This window comes from Pseudarthrobacter sp. LMD1-1-1.1, from assembly GCF_040676255.1.
Taxonomy (GTDB): domain Bacteria; phylum Actinomycetota; class Actinomycetes; order Actinomycetales; family Micrococcaceae; genus Arthrobacter.
On record NZ_JBEGHP010000012.1, the window covers coordinates 797649 to 815621 of the forward strand.

Here is a 17973-nt window from a genome sequence, read left to right on the forward strand (position 1 = left end):
ATGGTCGGCGCCGGGCCGCCGCCGTGATGGTGGGTGCCTACGCAGCCAGCGGACCGGTTACCACTGCCTGCCCGCGGAGTGGAAAAATACAGGGCCGGGGTAAACGCAGGGCCGGCCGGCCCTACGCCGCAAAGGAGTTGAAGAGGGGACACGGTGGCACGGACAACGGAAAGGTCCCAGCGGGGCGGCCATAACGGCGTCAGCATCGAGGACGTGGCGGCTGCCGCCGGAGTCTCAACAGCCACAGTCTCCCGGGCCGTCCGCGGATTGCCGCGGGTTTCGCCGGCCACCCGGAAGAAGATCCTGGAAGTCGCAGGGGACCTGGGCTACGTCGCGTCTTCGTCGGCCTCCGGCCTGGCCACCGGACGGACCAAGACCATTGGCGTCCTGGCCCCATTCGTCAGCCGCTGGTTCTTCTCCAAAGCCATCGAGGGCGCCGACCGGGAACTGCACGCCCGCCACTATAATCTCTCGCTGTTCAACCTTGGCGGCCATGGCAGCAACCGCGAACGGCTTTTCAGCAAGACCATGGTGTACAAGCAGATCGATGCCCTGCTGGTCCTGTGCATGGCGCTCAGCCACGAAGAGATCGAGCACCTGCAGAAGATCGATATACCCCTGATTGTGGTGGGAGGGCACGTTGAGGAATGCCCGTATATCGGCATCGACGACTACGCCGCCGCCTCAACCGCGGTCCGGCACCTGATCGACCTCGGCCACCGGGACATCGCCCTGCTGCATGGCGACGACGAGACCGACCTGAACTTCGACGTTCCCCGGGTGCGCATCCTGGCCTTCAAGGACGTCATGGCGGCGGCCGGGCTGCCGACGCGGCCGGAATGGGATGAGTGGGGGGACTTCACCGTCCGCAGCGGCCAGGAAGCCTTGCGCCGGCTGTGGTCCCGGCCGGGGCAGAAGCCCACCGCCATCTTTTGCGCCTCGGACGAAATGGCCATGGGGGTTATTTTTGAGGCCAACCGCTTGGGCGTCAGCGTTCCCGGCGAACTGTCCGTGGTGGGCATCGACAACCACGACTTTGCCGACGCCATAGGCCTGACCACCGTGGGGCAACGCCCGGACGAGCAGGCCGAACTGGCCACCAAGATGCTGCTGGACGAACTGGATGGCGAGGCAGGGGCGGTGCGTTCCGCCGTCGCCCCCCACGAACTGATCATCCGGCGCACCACTGCGCCGCCCCAAAACCTGTAACAGCCAGGAACCGGGGACCGTTACGACGCGCGGGCCAGCTGCCGGATGGGGATCCAGCGTGAGGCCAGCCGCCGGTAGGCCGCGGCGGCGCCGGTCATGTCACCCTCGGCCAGGCATTCGATGCCCAGCCTGATGTCCATGGGGGACTCGTCCGGGTACACCTTGTCCGCCACGGCGCCGTAGTCCAGCTCCACCATGGAGTTCACGTGGAACAGTTCAAGCCATTCCGTCAGCTGCGCCAGGTCATCGAGCATGTCCAGGTCCGGGGCGGCGAGGGCCAGGTTGGCCACCGCGTAGCGGGCCCGCTCCAGGGCGTCGGTGATGGGCGTCCAGACGCGGACGGTGAGGATGCGCCCGGCGGCTTCCACCACATCCTTGCGGTCGGACTCCATGAACAACGAGAACCAGCTGAACGGGATGCCCCAGGTTGAGGCCCGGGTATGGACGCGGACGGAACCGTCACGGGCCTTCACCAGGTCGATCCGCTCCTGGTGCCGGTCCCGCTGCTCCTCCGGAATCAGCAGCTCGGCCAGTGGACCGTGGATTCCCTCCATCAGGGCGTTCGCGGCCAGCCCGGCGCGCAGGACAAGCTGGCTGGGGCAATACAGGAGGACCGGCTCAGTGCCGGCGTCAGCACCGTCGTCGGTCGTTCCGCCTTCCGGCTCCGGCGCCGTGGTGACTCGCACCAGGTCGGTGCGGCCCGTGGGGAACGGATCGCCGCCCGTGCGGGTGATACGTCCCAGCGACGCCAGCAGTTCCGCGTTTTCGACGGCGGCGCGGGACACGGCCTGAGCGCCCGCGGCCTTGATGGCCGGGCGTTGTTCCTCCGGGAAGGCTTCCAGGGGCTCGTAGACGCGCAGGGTGGAGGAAAATGGCAGGCCGGCCTGGCCCCGGTAGAGGTTTCCCGTCATCACGGTCTCCTTGGAAGGGTCCAGGGTGCAGTCATCAGTCCGCCAGTTCCACCAGCACGGGTGCGTGGTCAGAAGCGCCCTTGCCCTTGCGTTCCTCGCGGTCGATCGAGGCGCCGGTGACGCGGGCCGCCAGCGCGGGGGAGGCCAGGACGAAGTCGATCCGCATGCCCTCCTTCTTGGGGAACCGCAGCTGGGTGTAGTCCCAGTAGGTGTAGACGCCCGGGCCCGGGGTGTAGGGGCGCACCACATCGGTGAATCCCGCCGATTCGAACGCGTGGAACGCCGCACGCTCGGGCGGGCTGACGTGCGTGGACCGGTTGGCGATGAACAGGTCGATGTCCCAGACGTCGTCGTCGAATGGAGCGATGTTCCAGTCGCCCATCAGCGCCACCTGCGCCTGGGGGTCATCGGTCACCAGTCCCTGGGCATGGGTCTTCAGGCTTTCCAGCCACTTGAGCTTGTACGGCATGTGTTCGTCGTCCAGCGAGCGGCCGTTGGGGACGTAGAGGCTCCAGACGCGGATGCCGCCGCAGGTGGCAGCCATGGCCCGGGCTTCCTGGACGGGATCCTTGCCGGCCTTGCCGAACGAGGGCTGGTCCAGGAACGTCCGTTCCACGTCCTCAAGCCCCACCCGGGAAGCGATGGCCACGCCGTTCCACTGGTTCACCCCGAAGTGGGCTACCTCGTAGCCCATCCGTTCAAAGAGTTCCCACGGAAAGTTGTCGTCCTTGCACTTGGTCTCCTGGATGGCCAGGACATCGCAGTCGCTGCGCTGGAGCCAGGCTTCGACGCGGTCGGCGCGGGCACGGAGCGAGTTCACATTCCAGGTAGCTATCTTCACGGTTCCTAACTTACCTTGGCAGCCGCGCGGCAGGTAAAGCCCCCGAAAGGCCCCGCCCGCGGCGCGGGCACGGTTGGTCCCGGGCAGCAGGCGGCGGGTATATTCGCACCAGAATGACCTGGATCACACGTCCGGACACCATGCGAAGGAGCACCAGCCGATGACGGCAGCTACGGGCAACACCACGGACAGCACGGCAGGAAAGGGAACCGCGGAAGTGCTGTTTGACCGCCGCGGCCGGCTCGGCGTGATCACCCTCAACAGGCCACGGGCGGTCAACGCGCTCACCGCCGGAATGGTGGACCTGCTCCTGCGGCAGCTCACCGCATGGGCAGGGGACGACGGCGTGGCGGCCGTCCTGGTGCAGGGCGCCGGGGAGCGGGGCCTGTGCGCGGGCGGAGACATCGTGGCCATCTACCGGGACATGCTGCACGGCGGAAACCGGACCGCCGGCTTCTGGCAGACCGAGTACCGCGTGAACTCGCTCATCGCCCGCTATCCCAAGCCGTACGTTGCCCTCATGGACGGCCTGGTCCTTGGCGGCGGGGTGGGTGTCTCGGCGCACGGGAATGTCCGCGTGGTCACGGAGCGGACCAGGATGGGGATGCCGGAAACCACCATCGGGTTCGCCCCCGACGTCGGCGGCACCTTCCTGCTGTCCCGCGCGCCGGGCCAAACGGGAACCCATGCCGCCCTGACCGGTGCACACCTGGACGCAGGGGATGCCCTGTTCCTGGGCCTTGCCGACCATTACGTCCCCTCGCACGCGCTGCCCGGGCTGGTGGCGGCGCTTGAGGACGAAAGCCCGGAAGCCGCCGTCGCCCGCTGCGCCGAACAGCCTCCGGCCTCGGCACTGTCCGGGCATCGGGACTGGATCGATGCCTGCTACGCCAGCGACGATGCCGGGGAAATTGTGGCCCGGCTCCGCGCCTGGACCGGGCCCGGCCAGGAAGATGCCACGGACGCGGCGGACACCATCGAAGCCAAGTCACCCACCTCGGTCAAGGTCACCCTGGCGTCCCTGCGCCGGGCCGCAAACCTGACCCTTGATGAGGCCCTGGCCCAGGAATACCGGGTAGGAATCCGCCTCCTGGCCGGCCCTGATTTCCGCGAGGGTATCCGCGCCCAGGTGGTGGACAAGGACAGGAACCCGCAGTGGAAGCCGGCCACGCTGGCCGAGGTGCTGCCCGCGCAGATGGACAGGTTCTTCCAGCCGCTGGACGGCGGGGAACTGGACCTGCAGCCTGGGCCGGACCTGGAAGTGAAGGAGGCGGACCATGCCTGAAAAGGGCAGTGTGGCCTTTTTGGGCCTTGGACACATGGGCGGTCCCATGGCCGTGAACCTGGTCCGTGCCGGTTACCGCGTGACCGGGTTCGACGTGGTGCCGGCAGCCGTGGAGGCTGCCCGGGCACAGGGTGTTCCGGTGGCGACCAGCGCGGTCGATGCGACGGCGGGCGCCGACGTGGTGCTGACCATGTTCCCCAGCGGCCGGCACGTCCTGGACGCCTACCGGGGCGGCGCTGGAAATCCTGGACAACCGGAGGAACCCGGGCTGCTGGCTGCCGCGCGGCCCGGGACCATGTTCCTGGACTGCTCAACCATCAATGTGGAAGAGGCGCGGGAAGCAGCCCGCCTGGCCATCGAAGCGGGCCACCGTTCCGTCGATGCCCCCGTTTCCGGCGGCGTGGTGGGCGCGGAGGCAGGCACCTTGACCTTCATGGCCGGCGGTGAGGCGGAGGACTTCGAGGCAGTGCGGCCGCTCCTGGAGGTGATGGGCAAGCGGGCGGTGCACTGTGGTGCCCATGGAGCGGGCCAGGCCGCCAAAATCTGCAACAACATGATCCTGGGCGTCTCGATGATCGCAGTCAGCGAGGCTTTCGTGCTGGGGGAAAAGCTGGGCCTGACGCACCAGGCCCTGTTCGACGTCGCGTCCGCCGCGTCAGGGCAGTGCTGGGCGCTGACCACCAACTGTCCCGTGCCAGGGCCGGTCCCCACCAGCCCCGCCAACAGGGACTACCAGCCGGGATTCGCTTCGGCCCTCATGGCCAAGGACCTCAACCTGGCCGTCAACGCGCTCGACAGTACCGGGGTGGCAGGTCAGATGGGAGCGCTCGCGGCCCGGATCTACGATAGGTTTGCCGCGGAGGGCGGCGCGGGCCGCGACTTTTCCGCCATCATCACCGAAATCCGCGGCGCATCGGAGCGGCAGGCCGGCGACGGTCCCGCAGCGGAGCACGGCACGGAGTTGCCGGACCGGCGCAGGGCCACAACAGCACACGACGACGGGAGTCCCGAATGACGGAGTACGCCAACATCCTGGTGGAGCAGCAGGGCAGGGTAGGGCTGGTGACCCTCAACAGGCCCTCGGCACTGAACGCGCTGAACAAGGCCACCATGGAAGAGCTGGTGGCCGCCGTGACCGCCATGGATTCCGATCCCGGGGTCGGCGCCGTCGTGATTACCGGTTCGGGCAAGGCCTTCGCCGCGGGCGCCGACATCAAGGAGATGGCGGACCAGGGCTACATGGACATGTACGTGGCGGACTGGTTCCGGGGCTGGGAAGACTTCACCCGCCTGCGGATCCCCACCATCGCCGCGGTATCCGGCTTTGCCCTGGGCGGCGGCTGCGAACTGGCCATGATGTGCGACCTGATCATCGCGGGGGACAACGCCAAGTTCGGGCAGCCGGAAATCAACCTGGGCGTGCTCCCCGGCATGGGCGGCTCGCAGCGCCTCACGCGGGCCGTGGGCAAGGCCAAGGCCATGGACATGATCCTCACCGGCCGGTTCATCGACGCGGAGGAAGCAGAGCGGTGCGGGCTGGTCTCCCGGGTGGTTCCGGCGGCAGACGTGGTGTCCGAGGCACTCACGGCAGCCGGGGTGATCGCCGGGAAGTCAAAGCCTGCGGCGATGGCAGCGAAGGAAGCCGTGAATGCTGCCTTCGAAACGGGGCTGGCCCAGGGGGTGGTGTTTGAACGGCGGCTCTTCCACTCCCTGTTCGCCACGGAGGACCAGAAGGAAGGCATGGCGGCGTTCAGCGGGAAGCGGCAGCCGGAATTCAAGCACCGCTAGTCCGGGCCCATGCATGCCCTGCCGGGCGGGGCCGGCACGGCATGCGTCCGCCGGTCCCCGTAAGGTAGACAGTACGGGCCAGCACGCGGCCACGTCATGCAGCGGAACGGGGTAGGCGTATGTGGACGATGATCACCGGTGCAGCCAGCCCCACCGAGGGACTTACGGGCATCGTGGGCTTTGCGGCGAGGTCCATCGACACGCTGGGGGAGTGGGGTGTCGGGGCGTTTACCCTGGCGGAGACCGTGGTGCCGCCCATCCCCAGCGAGGTGATCCTGCCGCTTGCGGGCTATCTGGCCAAGCAGGGCTCCCTGAATCTCTTCCTCGTCTTTGCCACCAGTACCCTTGGTGCGTATCTGGGGGCGCTGCTGCTCTACCTGCTGGGGGCAAAGCTGGGGCTTGACCGGTCCATCCGAGGGTTGTCCAAGCTGCCGCTGGTGGACCGGGAAGACTTCGAGCACGCGGCGGGCTGGTTCCGGCGGCACGGCAGATCGTCCATTTTCTTCGGCCGCCTGCTGCCCGGGGTCCGCAGCCTGATCTCCCTGCCGGCGGGCGCGGCGGCCATGCCGCTGGGAACATTCACTCTTTTCACCCTTGCCGGCAGCGGGCTGTGGAACGGCGCCCTCATCGGGCTGGGCTACCTCCTGGGCACGCAGTACCAGCTCATAGAGGAGTACTCCAGGTTCCTGAACTACGCGGTCTATGGCGCATTGGCCGTTGCGGTGGTGCTGCTCGTCGTCCGGCGGACCAAGCGGGCCAGGGCCCAACGGGAGGATGCGCGCCGCTGAGGCCGCCTCCCGGTGCCCTGGAGGCCGGGTGTCCTAGAGGTACGTCTCCGCGAAGCTGTGCAGGGCCTCCCGGACGAAGCGTGCCCCCTCGACACCGCCGTAATTCGCGGCGAAACGGGGGTCCTCCACGTACATGTCCGCCAGTCCGGTGACGTATCCCCGGATATCCCCGCCGCTCTGGGCCGCAGGCGTTCCGGGGATGGACTTCAGCCACGCCACGTGCCGCCCTGCCAGCTCCCGGGCTTCCGGCCCGTCCGCAGGAACCCCGGCTCCCGCAGCCGCCGTCCAGTCCCGGGCAAGGCCCTCTGCCCGGGACTTCCATTCCCGCTTTTCCGCTGCCCCCATGCCGCGCCACCATGAGTCGGATGCGGCGTAGGCATCCTTGCCCCACCGTTCTTCAACTTCATCCTTGTATTCGGTGTGGTCGAAGCCCTGGAACATGTTCTCTGCCATCAGCTGGCCTCCTGCCTTTACTGTTTCGATTGTTCGCCGGACGGATTCGGCCTGCAGGGCCAGCCGCTGCTGCTCCCGCGCGAGCCAGTCGAGATGGCGGCTGAGCGCCGCTACGGGATCCGCCCGGCGCTCAAGGAGCTCCGCGATCGCCGGCAGGCCCAGGCCCAGTTCCCGCAGCAAAAGGATGCGCTGGAGCTGAAGGAGGGCGGCGCCGTCGTAATACCGGTAACCGTTGTGGCCCACCCGGCTGGGCGTCAGCAGGCCGATGCGGTCATAGTGCCGGAGCGTGCGGCTGGTGGTGCCGGCGAGCCTGGCTACGTCCTGGATGGACCAGTCCTTGCCACCGGCGTCGTAGAAATCCTGCATGCACCGAGCCTAGGCATTGACGCTGCGTCAAGGTCAAGGGCGGCGGACCGTCACCCGACCCGCCGGCCGTGGGGCCTCCGGCGCCTGGCCTGGGCCACTAAACGCGTGAAGGCGAAAACAAAGATGGCCTCGATGAGCAGCATGAGGCCCAGCAGCAGCCACTGCTGCCGGCTGATGAAGACGACGCACCCGGTCAGGGCCAGGATGGTCCCCAGGGCCAGCGCGTAGACGGCGAATCCGACAGCCACCCGGGCGCTGCGGACCCCCGTCCGGAACCCGAAGCCGTGCGGCTCCCCGCCGGGCTGTGCGGGGACGCGGTCCGGCGCTGCGGGGCCAAGGGAGTCAAACTCCTCCCAGGGATCCCTGTCCTGGTCCTGTCCGGTCATGAATCAATTATCCCAAATGCGGAAACCCAGAGACGCCGGGTACAAAAACAGCGGCCCCTCCAACCTGGGTTGGAGGAACCGCTGGATGGGGTCCCGGCGTATGCCGGAGGCCGCCGAAGACTTAGAGCGGGCGGATGTTCTCTGCCTGCGGGCCCTTGGGGCCCTGGGTCACATCGAATTCGACCTTCTGGTTCTCGTCCAGTGAGCGGTAGCCGCTGGTGGCGATTGCCGAGTAGTGGGCGAATACGTCAGCGGACCCGTCATCGGGGGCAATGAAGCCAAAACCCTTTTCGGCGTTGAACCATTTAACTGTGCCTGTTGCCATGGCTGCATTCCTTCATGTGACTCTGATTCTCTCCCCGGGGATCGTCCCGGAGTGTGCGGGAGTTAGTCCCCCACAGACCCCAACGTACGGGGCGCAGGCTCTGGGTGCAAGGGTATGCGCCATAAAGTGCCGTCAACGCATGCCCTCGCGCCGTATCGCGGTGGCGATGGCGGCCGCCCTGGTGTCCACCCCGAGTTTGGCGTAGATGTGCGCCAGATGGGTTTTGACCGTGGCCTCGGAGATAAAAAGCCGCCGGCCGAGTTCGCGGTTGCTGAGGCCCTCGGTGAGGAGGCCCAGCAGCTCGGCCTCCCGCGGCGTCAGGACTTCGTCGGGATTGCGGAGCTGCTGGAACAGCCGGGATGCCACCGGCGGGCTCATCACGCTTCTGCCCACGGCCGCCCCCCTGATGGCGGCAAAAATCTCCTCCGGAGCAGCATCCTTCAACAGGTAGCCCATGGCGCCGGCATCCACGGCACGGACGATGTCGGCGTCGGAATCGTACGTGGTGAACACGAGGATGGCCTGCCGGCCGTTGAGGTCCCTGATCCGCCTGATCGCTTCGAGCCCATCCATGCCCGGCCCCATGGCAAGGTCCATCACCACCACCGCGGGGGAGAACGCCTGGGCCAGGTGCACGGCATCCTCGCCGGACGCGGCTTCGGCCACCACCTCGATGTCCGGCTCCGTGCTGAGCAGTGCGCGCAGTCCGCTCCTGACTACCAGGTGGTCGTCCACCAGCAGGACGGTGATGTTGTTCATGCGCCCGCCTCCACCGGCAGCTGCGCCGCCACGATTGTTCCGTCGCCGGGGGCGCTCTGCACGGAGAATGTTCCGCCCAGCTGCTCCACCCGCTGCCGCATGGCCCGCAGCCCGTAGCCTCCCGTGTGCGACGGCGGAGCCGCCGCCCCCGGATCGAAGCCGGCGCCGTCGTCGTAAATATCCAAGGTCACGGCGTCCGGCAGGAAGCCCAGCGTTACTGTGGCCGCCGACGCCGCAGCGTGGAGCAGGATGTTCGACGCCGCGCTTTGCACGACGCGCAGCAGGGCGTGGCGAACATCAGGGGAGACCGGCCGCAGCTCACCGGTCACCAGCAGCGTGGTCCCGGGAACGTACTGGCGGGCGGTGGCCAGCAGTGCCTCCGGCAAGGGAACCGATTCCAAACCGGGCGAGGCCAGCTCATGGACCAGGCTCCGGGTCTCCGCCAGGTTCGCGCGGAGCAGGCTGGTGGCCTGGAGAAGGCCGTCACGGGCTGCTGCACTGGGCCATCCACGGCCGGCGGCCTCGAGCAGGAGCAAGCTGCTGGCGAGGCCCTGGGTGACAGTGTCATGGATTTCCCGCGACACCCGCTCCCGTTCGGCAATGGTGCCCGCCCGTCGCTCGCTGGCGGCCAGTTGGCCCTGGGCCAGGGAAATGTCCGCATGCAGGCGGCGCTGCTCCTCGGCGTCGTGCTGTATCCGGTCGTAAATCAATGTCAGCATGACGCCCACGGCCAAGGGCCCCAAAAGCATGGCCAGGTCGGTACCGTTGCCCAGCCGGAACAGGCCGGCTGCGGTGGCGAGTGTGATGGCGCCGGCCAGGACATAGGACGCGGCACCGCGCAGGGCGCTCCTGCAGAGGAAGAAAAGAGCGAAGGAACACCACGCGAAACTCGGTGCAGCCACAACCAGGACCGCCCAGACGGCCACCAGGGCCACCATCCAGGGGGTTCCGCGGCGGTCCTGTACCGAGAGCAGGGCCACGACGGCGTAGAGCAGGCAAGCGGCAACGGCGAGCCCCAGGACCAGGAGATTGTCGGCCGGGGTATGCCGCATGACGTAGCGGACCACCGAGGCCACCAGGAGGACGGCGAAGCCCAGGTGGACGGCTGCTTCGATGCTGCCCGGCCGGCCTGTGGCATTGGGAAGCAGCGGACGGCGGGATCCGGCGCCCTGACCGGCGGCGGCTTGGGCTGGCCCGGTGTGTTGGGTGGTGTTTCTGGCGGGCATGCTGGATCCGGATCTGGTGGCGGGAAGTGCTGCCTTCCATGCTAGGGCTCACGGGTTCTCCCGTGCCTCAGCCTTTTGGCTGATACGGCTGGCCTTTCGTCGGAGCCGGGACCAGACGAAGGCCCGATGCCAGGTCCGGTGTTTCCCGAAAGCATGGATAGCGGCAACACGATCCCTCCCTGACCTAAGGAAACACCTTGAAGAAGTCCACCAAAGCCCTCGCCGCCGCCGCAGCCGGAGCCCTCATGATCACTGCCGGAGCAACGGCTGCCGCCAACGCCGGTACCGCGGGCACTACGGAAGCACCCGTCGTCGTACCTGCCGTTGATGTCCAGCCGGCTCCGGAAACGGTGGTGCAGCAAAACCGCATTGCCGCCGGCGCCTCGGCCCAGGCCGTCACGGCGGCGCTCGCGAAGTGCCAGGCCGACAAGATGCCGTTCGTCACGGTGGCCCTCGTTGACCGCTTTGGTACTGTCCAGGCCTTGCTCCGGGGTGACAATGCCGCCGCCCACACCATCGAGGCGGCAAAGCAGAAGGCCTATACGGCAGCCGCGTTCGGTGCCCCCACCAGCGAGTTGGCCAGGCGCGTCAACGGCAACGGTCCCTCCATCGCGGATCTGCCGGGCACCCTGTTTCTCGCAGGCGGTGTTCCACTGAAGGTCAACGGTGTCTCCGTGGCCGGCATCGGCGTCGGCGGGGCCCCTGACGGCGCCCTGGATGAAGCCTGCGCGGCGGCAGGCGCGGAGGCCATCGCCGGCGCCGCGAAATAGGCTGGACGCGTTGAGGCCCGGCAGCACCGCAGCACTCATGACCGTGGCCGCGCTGGGGTTGCTCCTGGCCGCGTGCCAGGCCAGTCCCGGCCAGCCGCAGGGAGTGGATACCCCGCCGCCCGTTGCCTCGGTCAGCCCCGGTGCCGGGACGCCCGCGCCGCCCTCCTCTGCGTCCCCACCGGCGCTGACGCCCGCGGACCAGGCAAGGCTGGACCAGGACCTTATCGTGGCCGCCAAAGCCAACAACGCCGCGTTGGTGGCCGAACTCATCGGCCGGGGTGGCAACGTCAACGCCAAGGACCCTATCCAGGACTCTGCGTTCCTGTTCGCCGGAGCTGAAGGGCTCAACGACGTCCTGCAGCTGACGCTGGCCTCCGGGGCAGACGTCACCAGCACCAACCGCTACGGGGGGACGGCGTTGATCCCGGCCAGCGAGCACGGACACGTGGAAACAGTGACGATCCTCATCAACGCCGGAGTGCCTGTCAACCATGTCAACAACCTTGGCTGGACCGCCATGCAGGAGGCCATCCTGCTCAACGACGGCGGCCCGCGCCAGCAGGAGGTGGTGCGGCTGCTGCTGGCGGCCGGCGCAGACCCCGGAATCCGCGACCCGGAAGGCCGGACGGCGCTGCAGAACGCTGAGCGGCTCGGCTTTTCAGGGATAGCCGCCGTGATACGCGGCCAGGGTTAGCCGGTCGGGGTGCCGGACCGCCGGGCTTGCCCACCTTTGCCGGTTAACGACGGCGGCGCGCCGCACTCTTGGTGCGACGCGCCGCCGTCGGGCTTTGAATCCGGGGAGATTCAGCGGGCTGTCAGCTCAGACCGCTTCCAGCACGCTCACATAGTTCGCGATGCCCACGCCGCCCATGTTCTGCACAGCCGCCCGCCGTGGCGCCGGGAGCTGCATGTCGCCCGCAGTACCGGTGAGCTGCATGGCGGCGATGACGTGCTGGGAAACGCCGGTGGCACCCACCGGGTGGCCCTTGGCCTTCAGGCCGCCGGAGACGTTGATGGGAAGCTTGCCGTCCTTGAAGACCCAGCCTTCGTTTACTGCCCTGGCCCCCTGGCCGGGTTCGGCCAGGCCGATGGCCTCGTACATGAGCAGCTCGGCGATGGTGAAGCAGTCATGCACCTCGGCGAAGTCCAGGTCCGCCAGGCCGACGCCCGCCATCCCCAGCGCCAGCTGCCAGGACGCGCGGGTGGCGGCGAAGGCGGTGGGGTCCCTGCGGTCGGCGGGGAAAAAGTCGTTGGCCTGACCGAAGCCCGCGAGCCGGACCGGGGCGGTAGCGCCGCCGGTGGGGGAGACGGACAGCACGACGGCGGCCGCACCGTCGGAGACGGGCGAACAGTCGGTGCGGCGCAGCGGGTCCGCCACCATGGGGTTCCTGTCCGAGACGGTGCGGCAGAATTCCTCGCCAAGATCCTTCCGGAGCTGGGCATACGGGTTGTCGACGCCGTTGCGGTGGTTCTTGGCCGCGATGCTGCCCAGTACGTCGGAAACAGGTCCGTGCCGCTTTTCGTAGTGCTTCGCGACCTCGGCGAAAAGTCCGGTGAAGCCGGTGGTGGAGGGCTTGCCGGCCATGTCGTAGTCAGCGCCGAGCAGGGCGGCGCCCACCACGTCTGCACCGGCGTGGGTCATCTTCTCGGCGCCGATCACCAGGACGGTTTTCGCGGTGCCGGCCAGCAGCGACTTGGTGCCCTGCTGGAAGGCGGCCGACCCCGAGGCGCAGGCGTTTTCCACCCGGGTGGAGGGCACGTTGGCCAGGGCCGGGGAGACCTGCAGGGCCAGCGAGGACGGGAACGCCAGCGGCATCATGCCGGAGTTGAACTGGCCCACGTAGATCTCGTCGATCTGCCCGGGGTCGATTCCGGCATTGCCGATCGCTTCGGTGGCCACCTGGACGATCAGGGACTCGAGGGTCTCCTCCGTCAGCTTGCCGAATCGGCTGTGTCCCCAGCCGGTGAGCAGGACATCCTTGCCGAACTGTTCCTTCAGGCTCATGCCGCCACTTCCTCATTCTCGAGCCGGACCTCAAAGCCGGCTTCGGTCTTTTCCCGGATCTCGTCCACGGTGACCCCCGGAGCCAGCCGGGTCAGGGTGAGCTGCCGGCCGCCGTCGTCCGCCTTGTGCAGATCGAAGACGGCGAGGTCGCTGATGATCCGGTCCACGCAGCTGAGCCCGGTCAGCGGCAGCGTGCACTCGCGCACAATCTTTGCGCTGCCGTCCTTGGCGTTGTGCTCGGTGAGGACCACGACGCGCGGGGTCCCGGCCACCAGGTCCATGGCGCCGCCCATGCCTTTAACCATCTTTCCCGGGATGGTCCAGTTGGCCAGGTCGCCGTTGCCGGAGACCTGCATGGCGCCCAGGATGGCCACCTTGACGTGTCCGCCGCGGATCATGCCGAACGAGGTGGCGGAATCGAAGATGCTGCCGCCGGGCAGGACCGTGACGGTCTGCTTGCCGGCGTTGATCAGGTCCGCGTCCTCCTCGCCCTCGTAGGGGAAGGGGCCCATGCCCAGCAGGCCGTTCTCGCTCTGCAGGACCACCCGCACGCCGTCGGGCAGGTTGTTGGCCACCAGCGTGGGGATGCCGATCCCCAGGTTCACGTAGTCGCCGTCGTTCAGTTCCTCGGCCGCGATGGCAGCCATTTCATCCCTGGTCCATCCCATGGGGTTTCTCCTTGGTCTTGTAGCTGTTCCCGTTGACTTAGTTGGGTATTACCGGCGGCACGAACTCGAACGTCATGCCCAGCAGCCACGCGAGCAGCAGCACCACCGGCAGGTGGAACAGGAACTGCTGGAACGTGAAGCCCACCAGGTCCCGGGCCCGCAGGCCCAGCACCGCGAGCAGCGGGAGCATGAAGAACGGGTTGACGAGGTTGGGCAGGGCCTCGGCCATGTTGTAGATCTGCACGGTCCAGCCAAGGTTCATGTTCACGTCCGTGGCGGACTGCATGACGTAGGGCGCCTCCACCAGCCACTTTCCGCCGCCGGACGGGACGAACATGCCCAGGATGGCCGTATAGATGGCGATGATGACGGCGAATGCCCCGTTGCCGCCGATGCTGGTGAAGAAGTGTGCCAGGTGTTCGGACACCGACAGGCCACCGGCCCCCTGGGCCTTGGTGAGGATGGCGGCCATCGCTGCATACAGCGGAAACTGCACCAGGATTCCTGCCGTGGCGGGTACGGCCTTGGTGACCGACTGCAGGAATTTGCGTGGGGTGCCGTGCAGCACCAGCCCCAGCATCAGGAAGACCAGCAGGTATCCGTTGAGTGAACTGACCACGCTGAGGATGGGCAGGGTCAGCAGCTGGGACACCAGCCAGCCCAGGGTCAGCACGCCGGCCAGGATGGGCAGGACCCTGCTGTATTCCAGCCATTCGCCGGGCCGGGACTTTTCGGCCGGCGGTTCGGGCTGGTCATCAAGGTCGACGCCGAGATCGGCCGCCGTCTTCACGCCGGCTCCCGTCGGGGCCGAGAAGTGCGCGATGACTGTGGTCAGCAGCATCAGGATGGCCAGGGTCAGCAGGGACTGCCAGGTGAAGATGGTGGTCCCGAAATCCAGGACGCCGGTGATCTTCAGCAGCGCCGGCGGAATGGAGGCCTTGGTTGCCTGTAGCTGGGCGGCGGAGGAGGACATGCCCAGGGCCCAGACGGCACCCAGCCCCATGAAGGCCGCGGCGCCCAGTGCCCGGTAGTCCACGTGCAGGTCCTTGCGCCGGGCCACGGCCCGCGCCAGGAGGCCGCCGAAGATCAGGCTCAGGCCCCAGTTCACGAACGAGACGGACATGGACAGGACCGCCACGAAGCTGACGGCGGAGCGGGCGGAGCCGGGAACCTGGGCCAGCCGCTCAATCAGCCTGGCCACGGGCGGCGAGGTTGCCACGACGTAGCCGGTCAGTACCACCATGGCCATCTGCAGAGTGAAGGCCGTGAGGTCCCAGAACCCGTTGCCGAACGAATCGACCACAGCCTTGGGTGAGGCGCCGATGGCCAGGGCCGCGATGGCCACCAGCAGCACGCCCGCCAGGGCAAAGATATAGGCGTCCGGGAACCACTTCTGCGTCCACCCGGCCAGCGTTTCAGCCATCCGGGCCAAACCCTTCTGGCGGACGTCCTGGTGGGTGGTCTGCGTGCTGGTCATGAGGGTGTTTCTCTCCATTGAGTACTGTGTTTCAGGGGCTGGCGTGGGTCCGGTCAGGCCGGGACAAGGCCGGTGCGCGGCCGGACGGTTCGCTGCTCGATGTCCTTGACCCGGTCCGTGGCCTGCACCAGCCGCTGGACAAAGACGCCGGGGGTGGCGATGTGGTTCGGGTCCAGGTCGCCGGGCTCCACGATCACTTCCGCCTCGGCAACGGTCAGGATCCCGGCCGTGGCCACCACCGGGTTGAAGTTGCGGGCCGTGTAGCGGTAGACGAGGTTGCCATCGGTGTCCGCGGTGTGGGCGTGGACCAGTGCGACGTCGGCGCGGATGGCCCGCTCCTGGACGTATGTTTCGCCGTCGAAGACCTCGTGCGGCTTGCCTTCGGCCACCAGGGTGCCCACCCCGGTCTTGGTGTAGAAAGCCGGGATTCCGGCGCCGCCGGCGCGGAGGCGCTCAGCCAGGGTGCCCTGCGGGGTGAACTCCACTTCCAGCTTGCCGGCGAGGTACTGCTCGGCGAACAGCTTGTTTTCGCCCACGTAGGAGGCGATTACCTTGCGGACCTGGCCCGCCTCGATAAGGATGCCCAGCCCCTTGCCGTCCACACCCATGTTGTTGGAGACCACAGTGAGGTCCCGCACGCCGGAATCCCGGACGGCTTCGATGAGGTCGGCCGGGATGCCGCTCAAGCCGAACCCGCCGACGGCGAGGGTGATGCCGTCCTGCAGGGACCCTTCCAGGGCCGTGGCGGCAGAAGCCTGGAGTTTCTTCATGACGTCTCCTCGTTGAGCGCGGTAGTCCACTTAGTGGACGCTTGGGATCTGAGTTTGGAGACTACGGGCGCCCGGCAGAACGTGTCAAGAATCACTAGTTTGTGCCTTACAGTATGGACAGTAGGGTGAAAAGCATCCATATTGTGGACAAAGGGGAAGTGATGGCATCGACGCCGGTGCAGGGTGCCCAGGTGGTGGCGCGGATCGCGGAACTGCTGCGGCTGGTGGGCCGTGGCTCGGAGGGGATGCCCCTCGCGGCCCTGGTCCGGGAATCAGGCCTCACGCGCCCAACGGCCCACAGGCTCCTGACATCGCTCGCCGCGGAGGGCTTGCTGGACCATGATCCCGTAACGGGCAATTGGGTCCTGGGTCCGGAAATCCTCCTGATGGGATCGGTGGCCTCGGCACGGTTTCCCATGGAGGACATCGCCCGGCCCAGCCTGCGCCGGCTGGCCCAGGCCACGGGGGAGAGCGCCTTCTTCTCCATCCGCCGGGGCAATGAGACGGTGTGCCTCCTGCGTGAGGAGGGCAGCTTCCCTGTCCGGTCTTTTGTCCTGCATGAGGGCGTCCGCTTCCCGCTGGGCGTCGCGTCAGCCGGGACAGCCATCCTGGCCTTCCTGCCAACGAATGAGCAGGAAGAGTTGCTGGGCCGGTGGCCGGAGCATGCGGGGACCTTCGCGGTGAACCACACGGTTGACCTGGTCCGGAAGAACCTGGCCCGCACCAGGCTGGCCGGCTACTCAGTAAACCCGGGGCTGGTCCTGGAGGGAAGCTGGGGGATGGGCGCGGCGGTGTTCGACCGTTCAGGGCGGCCCGCCTGGGCGTTGTCACTGACCGGCATTGAACCGCGGTTCAAGGCCGAACGGCAGGAGGAGCTGGGTGGCCTGCTGATGGCGGAGGCCCACAGGATTACACAGCAGCTGGGCGGACGCGCCGACGGCGGGCGCCGGGCCCGCTGAGCCGCCACGGCTGTGCCGGGATACGACGACGGCGGGTCCACCTGTCCGGTGACCCCGCCGTCGTACCCCAAAAGGTGGGGAATTCCTGCCTACAGCCCGGCGCGGGGCTCCACGGGCCCTTCGCCCTTCCACCACGTGTCAAAGATGGTCACCGGCACGGTGCGCTTGTGGCGGGTCCGGAGATACTTCTGCTCGATGGATTCGGCCACCGCGTCCGGGACCTCGCGGCCTTCGAGGTAGTCGTCGATCTGGTCGTAGCTGATGCCCAGTTCGTCCTCGTCGGTGCGGCCCGGCCGGTCGTCGAGCAGGTCCGCCGTGGGCACCTTTTCCCACACGCGCGCCGGTGCACCCAGTTCCGCCAGGAGGGCCCGGTTCTGCCGCTTGTTGAGGCCGAACAGGGGAAGGATGTCAGCCCCGCCGTCGCCGTACTTGGTGAAGAAGCCCGTGACGGACTCCGCGCCGTGGTCGGTGCCGAGCACCAGGTAGTTGAACTCGCCGGCCAGCGCATACTGGGCGATCATCCGGGTGCGGGCCTTGGTGTTTCCCTTGTGGAAGTCGGAGATCTCCGAGCCCACGGTCTTCTCGAACTCGTCCTCGAAGCCATCCACCGCCGCCGAGATGTTGAACGTCCATTCGGTCTTGGCCTTGATGAAGTCCAGCGCCGCCTGGGCGTCTTCCTCATCGTGCTGCACGCCGTAGGGCAGGCGGATTGCAACGAAGTTGGCCTCTACGCCCTCGGCCTCAAGCTCATCAACCGCCAGCTGGGCCAGTCTTCCGGCGAGCGAGGAATCAAGTCCGCCGGAGATGCCCAGGACAAAGCCTTTGGTGTGGGTGGCCTTCAAGTATTCCTTGAGGAATGTGACGCGTTTGCGCACCTCCCCTGCGGGATCGATCCGGGGCTGAACGCCCATTTCTTCAATGATCTTGGCCTGGAGTTCGCGCATGGTGTCCAGCCTAGCCAGCGCTGTCAACAACCCTCAACTGTTC

20 protein-coding genes are annotated in these 17973 nt (G+C 67.6%); 8 read left to right on the forward strand and 12 right to left on the reverse strand.

The features are described 5' to 3' along the window. Positions 1 to 153: 153 nt before the first annotated feature. On the forward strand, positions 154 to 1209 hold the full coding sequence (locus tag MRBLMD1_RS09330) for a LacI family DNA-binding transcriptional regulator (RefSeq protein ID WP_224024677.1): 1056 nt from the start codon (positions 154 to 156) through the stop codon (positions 1207 to 1209). Positions 1210 to 1229: 20 nt separating this feature from the next. Here MRBLMD1_RS09330 and MRBLMD1_RS09335 read toward each other — a convergent pair whose 3' ends face one another. Continuing rightward, entirely contained in the window at positions 1230 to 2120 is an 891-nt protein-coding gene (locus tag MRBLMD1_RS09335; RefSeq protein ID WP_224024678.1) for a hypothetical protein, read from the reverse strand. 34 nt (positions 2121 to 2154) lie between these two features. Then, the gene (locus MRBLMD1_RS09340) at positions 2155 to 2961 is read right to left on the reverse strand and encodes an exodeoxyribonuclease III (RefSeq protein WP_364399007.1); all 807 of its coding nucleotides are present in this window, start codon (positions 2959 to 2961) and stop codon (positions 2155 to 2157) included. Between the two features lie 160 nt (positions 2962 to 3121). On the opposite strand from MRBLMD1_RS09340, the gene MRBLMD1_RS09345 reads away from it, so the two are divergent. The 4 genes from MRBLMD1_RS09345 to MRBLMD1_RS09360 all read left to right on the forward strand — a co-directional run bounded on the left by MRBLMD1_RS09345 (position 3122) and on the right by MRBLMD1_RS09360 (position 6822). Beyond that, positions 3122 to 4246, forward strand: coding sequence for an enoyl-CoA hydratase/isomerase family protein (locus MRBLMD1_RS09345; RefSeq protein WP_364399009.1), 1125 nt, complete (start codon positions 3122 to 3124; stop codon positions 4244 to 4246). Continuing rightward, on the forward strand, positions 4239 to 5261 hold the full coding sequence (gene mmsB, locus MRBLMD1_RS09350) for a 3-hydroxyisobutyrate dehydrogenase (RefSeq protein ID WP_224024683.1): 1023 nt from the start codon (positions 4239 to 4241) through the stop codon (positions 5259 to 5261). The genes MRBLMD1_RS09345 and mmsB overlap by 8 nt, the downstream gene beginning before the upstream one ends. Next, complete coding sequence (locus MRBLMD1_RS09355) at positions 5258 to 6034, forward strand: enoyl-CoA hydratase (RefSeq protein WP_159633612.1); 777 nt, start codon at positions 5258 to 5260, stop codon at positions 6032 to 6034. Before mmsB ends, MRBLMD1_RS09355 begins: the two co-directional genes overlap by 4 nt. Before the next feature lie 119 nt (positions 6035 to 6153). Beyond that, positions 6154 to 6822 (forward strand): DedA family protein, encoded by a 669-nt coding sequence (locus tag MRBLMD1_RS09360; protein WP_159633609.1) that lies wholly within the window; start codon positions 6154 to 6156, stop codon positions 6820 to 6822. Between the two features lie 33 nt (positions 6823 to 6855). Here the strand turns inward: MRBLMD1_RS09360 and MRBLMD1_RS09365 are convergent, their stop codons facing one another. From MRBLMD1_RS09365 to MRBLMD1_RS09385, 5 genes are all read right to left on the reverse strand, one after another. After that, positions 6856 to 7641, reverse strand: coding sequence for a MerR family transcriptional regulator (locus tag MRBLMD1_RS09365; RefSeq protein ID WP_364399011.1), 786 nt, complete (start codon positions 7639 to 7641; stop codon positions 6856 to 6858). A gap of 50 nt (positions 7642 to 7691) precedes the next feature. After that, positions 7692 to 8027, reverse strand: a complete 336-nt coding sequence (locus tag MRBLMD1_RS09370; protein WP_364399013.1) for a hypothetical protein — start codon at positions 8025 to 8027, stop codon at positions 7692 to 7694. A gap of 121 nt (positions 8028 to 8148) precedes the next feature. Continuing rightward, positions 8149 to 8352: a cold-shock protein gene (locus MRBLMD1_RS09375; RefSeq protein WP_009357211.1), complete on the reverse strand. Its 204-nt coding sequence runs from the start codon at positions 8350 to 8352 to the stop codon at positions 8149 to 8151. Between the two features lie 132 nt (positions 8353 to 8484). Then, the gene (locus MRBLMD1_RS09380; RefSeq protein ID WP_224024691.1) at positions 8485 to 9111 is read right to left on the reverse strand and encodes a response regulator; all 627 of its coding nucleotides are present in this window, start codon (positions 9109 to 9111) and stop codon (positions 8485 to 8487) included. After that, on the reverse strand, positions 9108 to 10337 hold the full coding sequence (locus tag MRBLMD1_RS09385) for a sensor histidine kinase (RefSeq protein WP_307487760.1): 1230 nt from the start codon (positions 10335 to 10337) through the stop codon (positions 9108 to 9110). Before MRBLMD1_RS09385 ends, MRBLMD1_RS09380 begins: the two co-directional genes overlap by 4 nt. 197 nt (positions 10338 to 10534) lie before the next feature. On the opposite strand from MRBLMD1_RS09385, the gene MRBLMD1_RS09390 reads away from it, so the two are divergent. After that, on the forward strand, positions 10535 to 11107 hold the full coding sequence (locus MRBLMD1_RS09390; RefSeq protein ID WP_201302468.1) for a GlcG/HbpS family heme-binding protein: 573 nt from the start codon (positions 10535 to 10537) through the stop codon (positions 11105 to 11107). Between the two features lie 10 nt (positions 11108 to 11117). Continuing rightward, positions 11118 to 11801 (forward strand): ankyrin repeat domain-containing protein, encoded by a 684-nt coding sequence (locus MRBLMD1_RS09395; RefSeq protein WP_307487762.1) that lies wholly within the window; start codon positions 11118 to 11120, stop codon positions 11799 to 11801. A gap of 126 nt (positions 11802 to 11927) precedes the next feature. On the opposite strand, the gene MRBLMD1_RS09400 is transcribed toward MRBLMD1_RS09395, so the two are convergent. The 4 genes from MRBLMD1_RS09400 to MRBLMD1_RS09415 are packed head-to-tail and all read right to left on the reverse strand — an operon-like array spanning position 11928 to position 16027. Beyond that, positions 11928 to 13112: an acetyl-CoA acetyltransferase gene (locus tag MRBLMD1_RS09400; RefSeq protein ID WP_159633593.1), complete on the reverse strand. Its 1185-nt coding sequence runs from the start codon at positions 13110 to 13112 to the stop codon at positions 11928 to 11930. Continuing rightward, positions 13109 to 13780, reverse strand: a complete 672-nt coding sequence (locus MRBLMD1_RS09405) for a CoA transferase subunit B (protein WP_159633590.1) — start codon at positions 13778 to 13780, stop codon at positions 13109 to 13111. Before MRBLMD1_RS09405 ends, MRBLMD1_RS09400 begins: the two co-directional genes overlap by 4 nt. A 37-nt stretch (positions 13781 to 13817) precedes the next feature. Further along, positions 13818 to 15257, reverse strand: coding sequence for a short-chain fatty acid transporter (locus MRBLMD1_RS09410; protein WP_224024697.1), 1440 nt, complete (start codon positions 15255 to 15257; stop codon positions 13818 to 13820). Between the two features lie 53 nt (positions 15258 to 15310). Then, the gene (locus MRBLMD1_RS09415; protein ID WP_224024699.1) at positions 15311 to 16027 is read right to left on the reverse strand and encodes a CoA transferase subunit A; all 717 of its coding nucleotides are present in this window, start codon (positions 16025 to 16027) and stop codon (positions 15311 to 15313) included. Between the two features lie 161 nt (positions 16028 to 16188). Between MRBLMD1_RS09415 and MRBLMD1_RS09420 the strand changes: the two genes are divergently transcribed. Further along, complete coding sequence (locus MRBLMD1_RS09420; protein WP_159635852.1) at positions 16189 to 16986, forward strand: IclR family transcriptional regulator; 798 nt, start codon at positions 16189 to 16191, stop codon at positions 16984 to 16986. 89 nt (positions 16987 to 17075) lie between these two features. On the opposite strand, the gene nadE is transcribed toward MRBLMD1_RS09420, so the two are convergent. Next, a complete protein-coding gene (gene nadE, locus MRBLMD1_RS09425) occupies positions 17076 to 17930 on the reverse strand; it encodes an ammonia-dependent NAD(+) synthetase (RefSeq protein ID WP_364399018.1) in 855 nt (284 codons plus the stop codon). Between the last annotated feature and the right edge of the window lie 43 nt (positions 17931 to 17973).

Coding starts and splice junctions, on each gene's coding strand:
- MRBLMD1_RS09335 (WP_224024678.1), bottom strand. CDS start 2,120: ATGACGGGAAACCTCTACCGGGGCCAGGCCGGCCTGCCATTTTCCTCC.
- MRBLMD1_RS09345 (WP_364399009.1), top strand. CDS start 3,122: ATGACGGCAGCTACGGGCAACACCACGGACAGCACGGCAGGAAAGGGA.
- mmsB (WP_224024683.1), top strand. CDS start 4,239: ATGCCTGAAAAGGGCAGTGTGGCCTTTTTGGGCCTTGGACACATGGGC.
- MRBLMD1_RS09355 (WP_159633612.1), top strand. CDS start 5,258: ATGACGGAGTACGCCAACATCCTGGTGGAGCAGCAGGGCAGGGTAGGG.
- MRBLMD1_RS09360 (WP_159633609.1), top strand. CDS start 6,154: ATGTGGACGATGATCACCGGTGCAGCCAGCCCCACCGAGGGACTTACG.
- MRBLMD1_RS09365 (WP_364399011.1), bottom strand. CDS start 7,641: ATGCAGGATTTCTACGACGCCGGTGGCAAGGACTGGTCCATCCAGGAC.
- MRBLMD1_RS09370 (WP_364399013.1), bottom strand. CDS start 8,027: ATGACCGGACAGGACCAGGACAGGGATCCCTGGGAGGAGTTTGACTCC.
- MRBLMD1_RS09375 (WP_009357211.1), bottom strand. CDS start 8,352: ATGGCAACAGGCACAGTTAAATGGTTCAACGCCGAAAAGGGTTTTGGC.
- MRBLMD1_RS09380 (WP_224024691.1), bottom strand. CDS start 9,111: ATGAACAACATCACCGTCCTGCTGGTGGACGACCACCTGGTAGTCAGG.
- MRBLMD1_RS09385 (WP_307487760.1), bottom strand. CDS start 10,337: ATGCCCGCCAGAAACACCACCCAACACACCGGGCCAGCCCAAGCCGCC.
- MRBLMD1_RS09400 (WP_159633593.1), bottom strand. CDS start 13,112: ATGAGCCTGAAGGAACAGTTCGGCAAGGATGTCCTGCTCACCGGCTGG.
- MRBLMD1_RS09405 (WP_159633590.1), bottom strand. CDS start 13,780: ATGGGATGGACCAGGGATGAAATGGCTGCCATCGCGGCCGAGGAACTG.
- MRBLMD1_RS09410 (WP_224024697.1), bottom strand. CDS start 15,257: ATGACCAGCACGCAGACCACCCACCAGGACGTCCGCCAGAAGGGTTTG.
- MRBLMD1_RS09415 (WP_224024699.1), bottom strand. CDS start 16,027: ATGAAGAAACTCCAGGCTTCTGCCGCCACGGCCCTGGAAGGGTCCCTG.
- MRBLMD1_RS09420 (WP_159635852.1), top strand. CDS start 16,189: ATGGCATCGACGCCGGTGCAGGGTGCCCAGGTGGTGGCGCGGATCGCG.
- nadE (WP_364399018.1), bottom strand. CDS start 17,930: ATGCGCGAACTCCAGGCCAAGATCATTGAAGAAATGGGCGTTCAGCCC.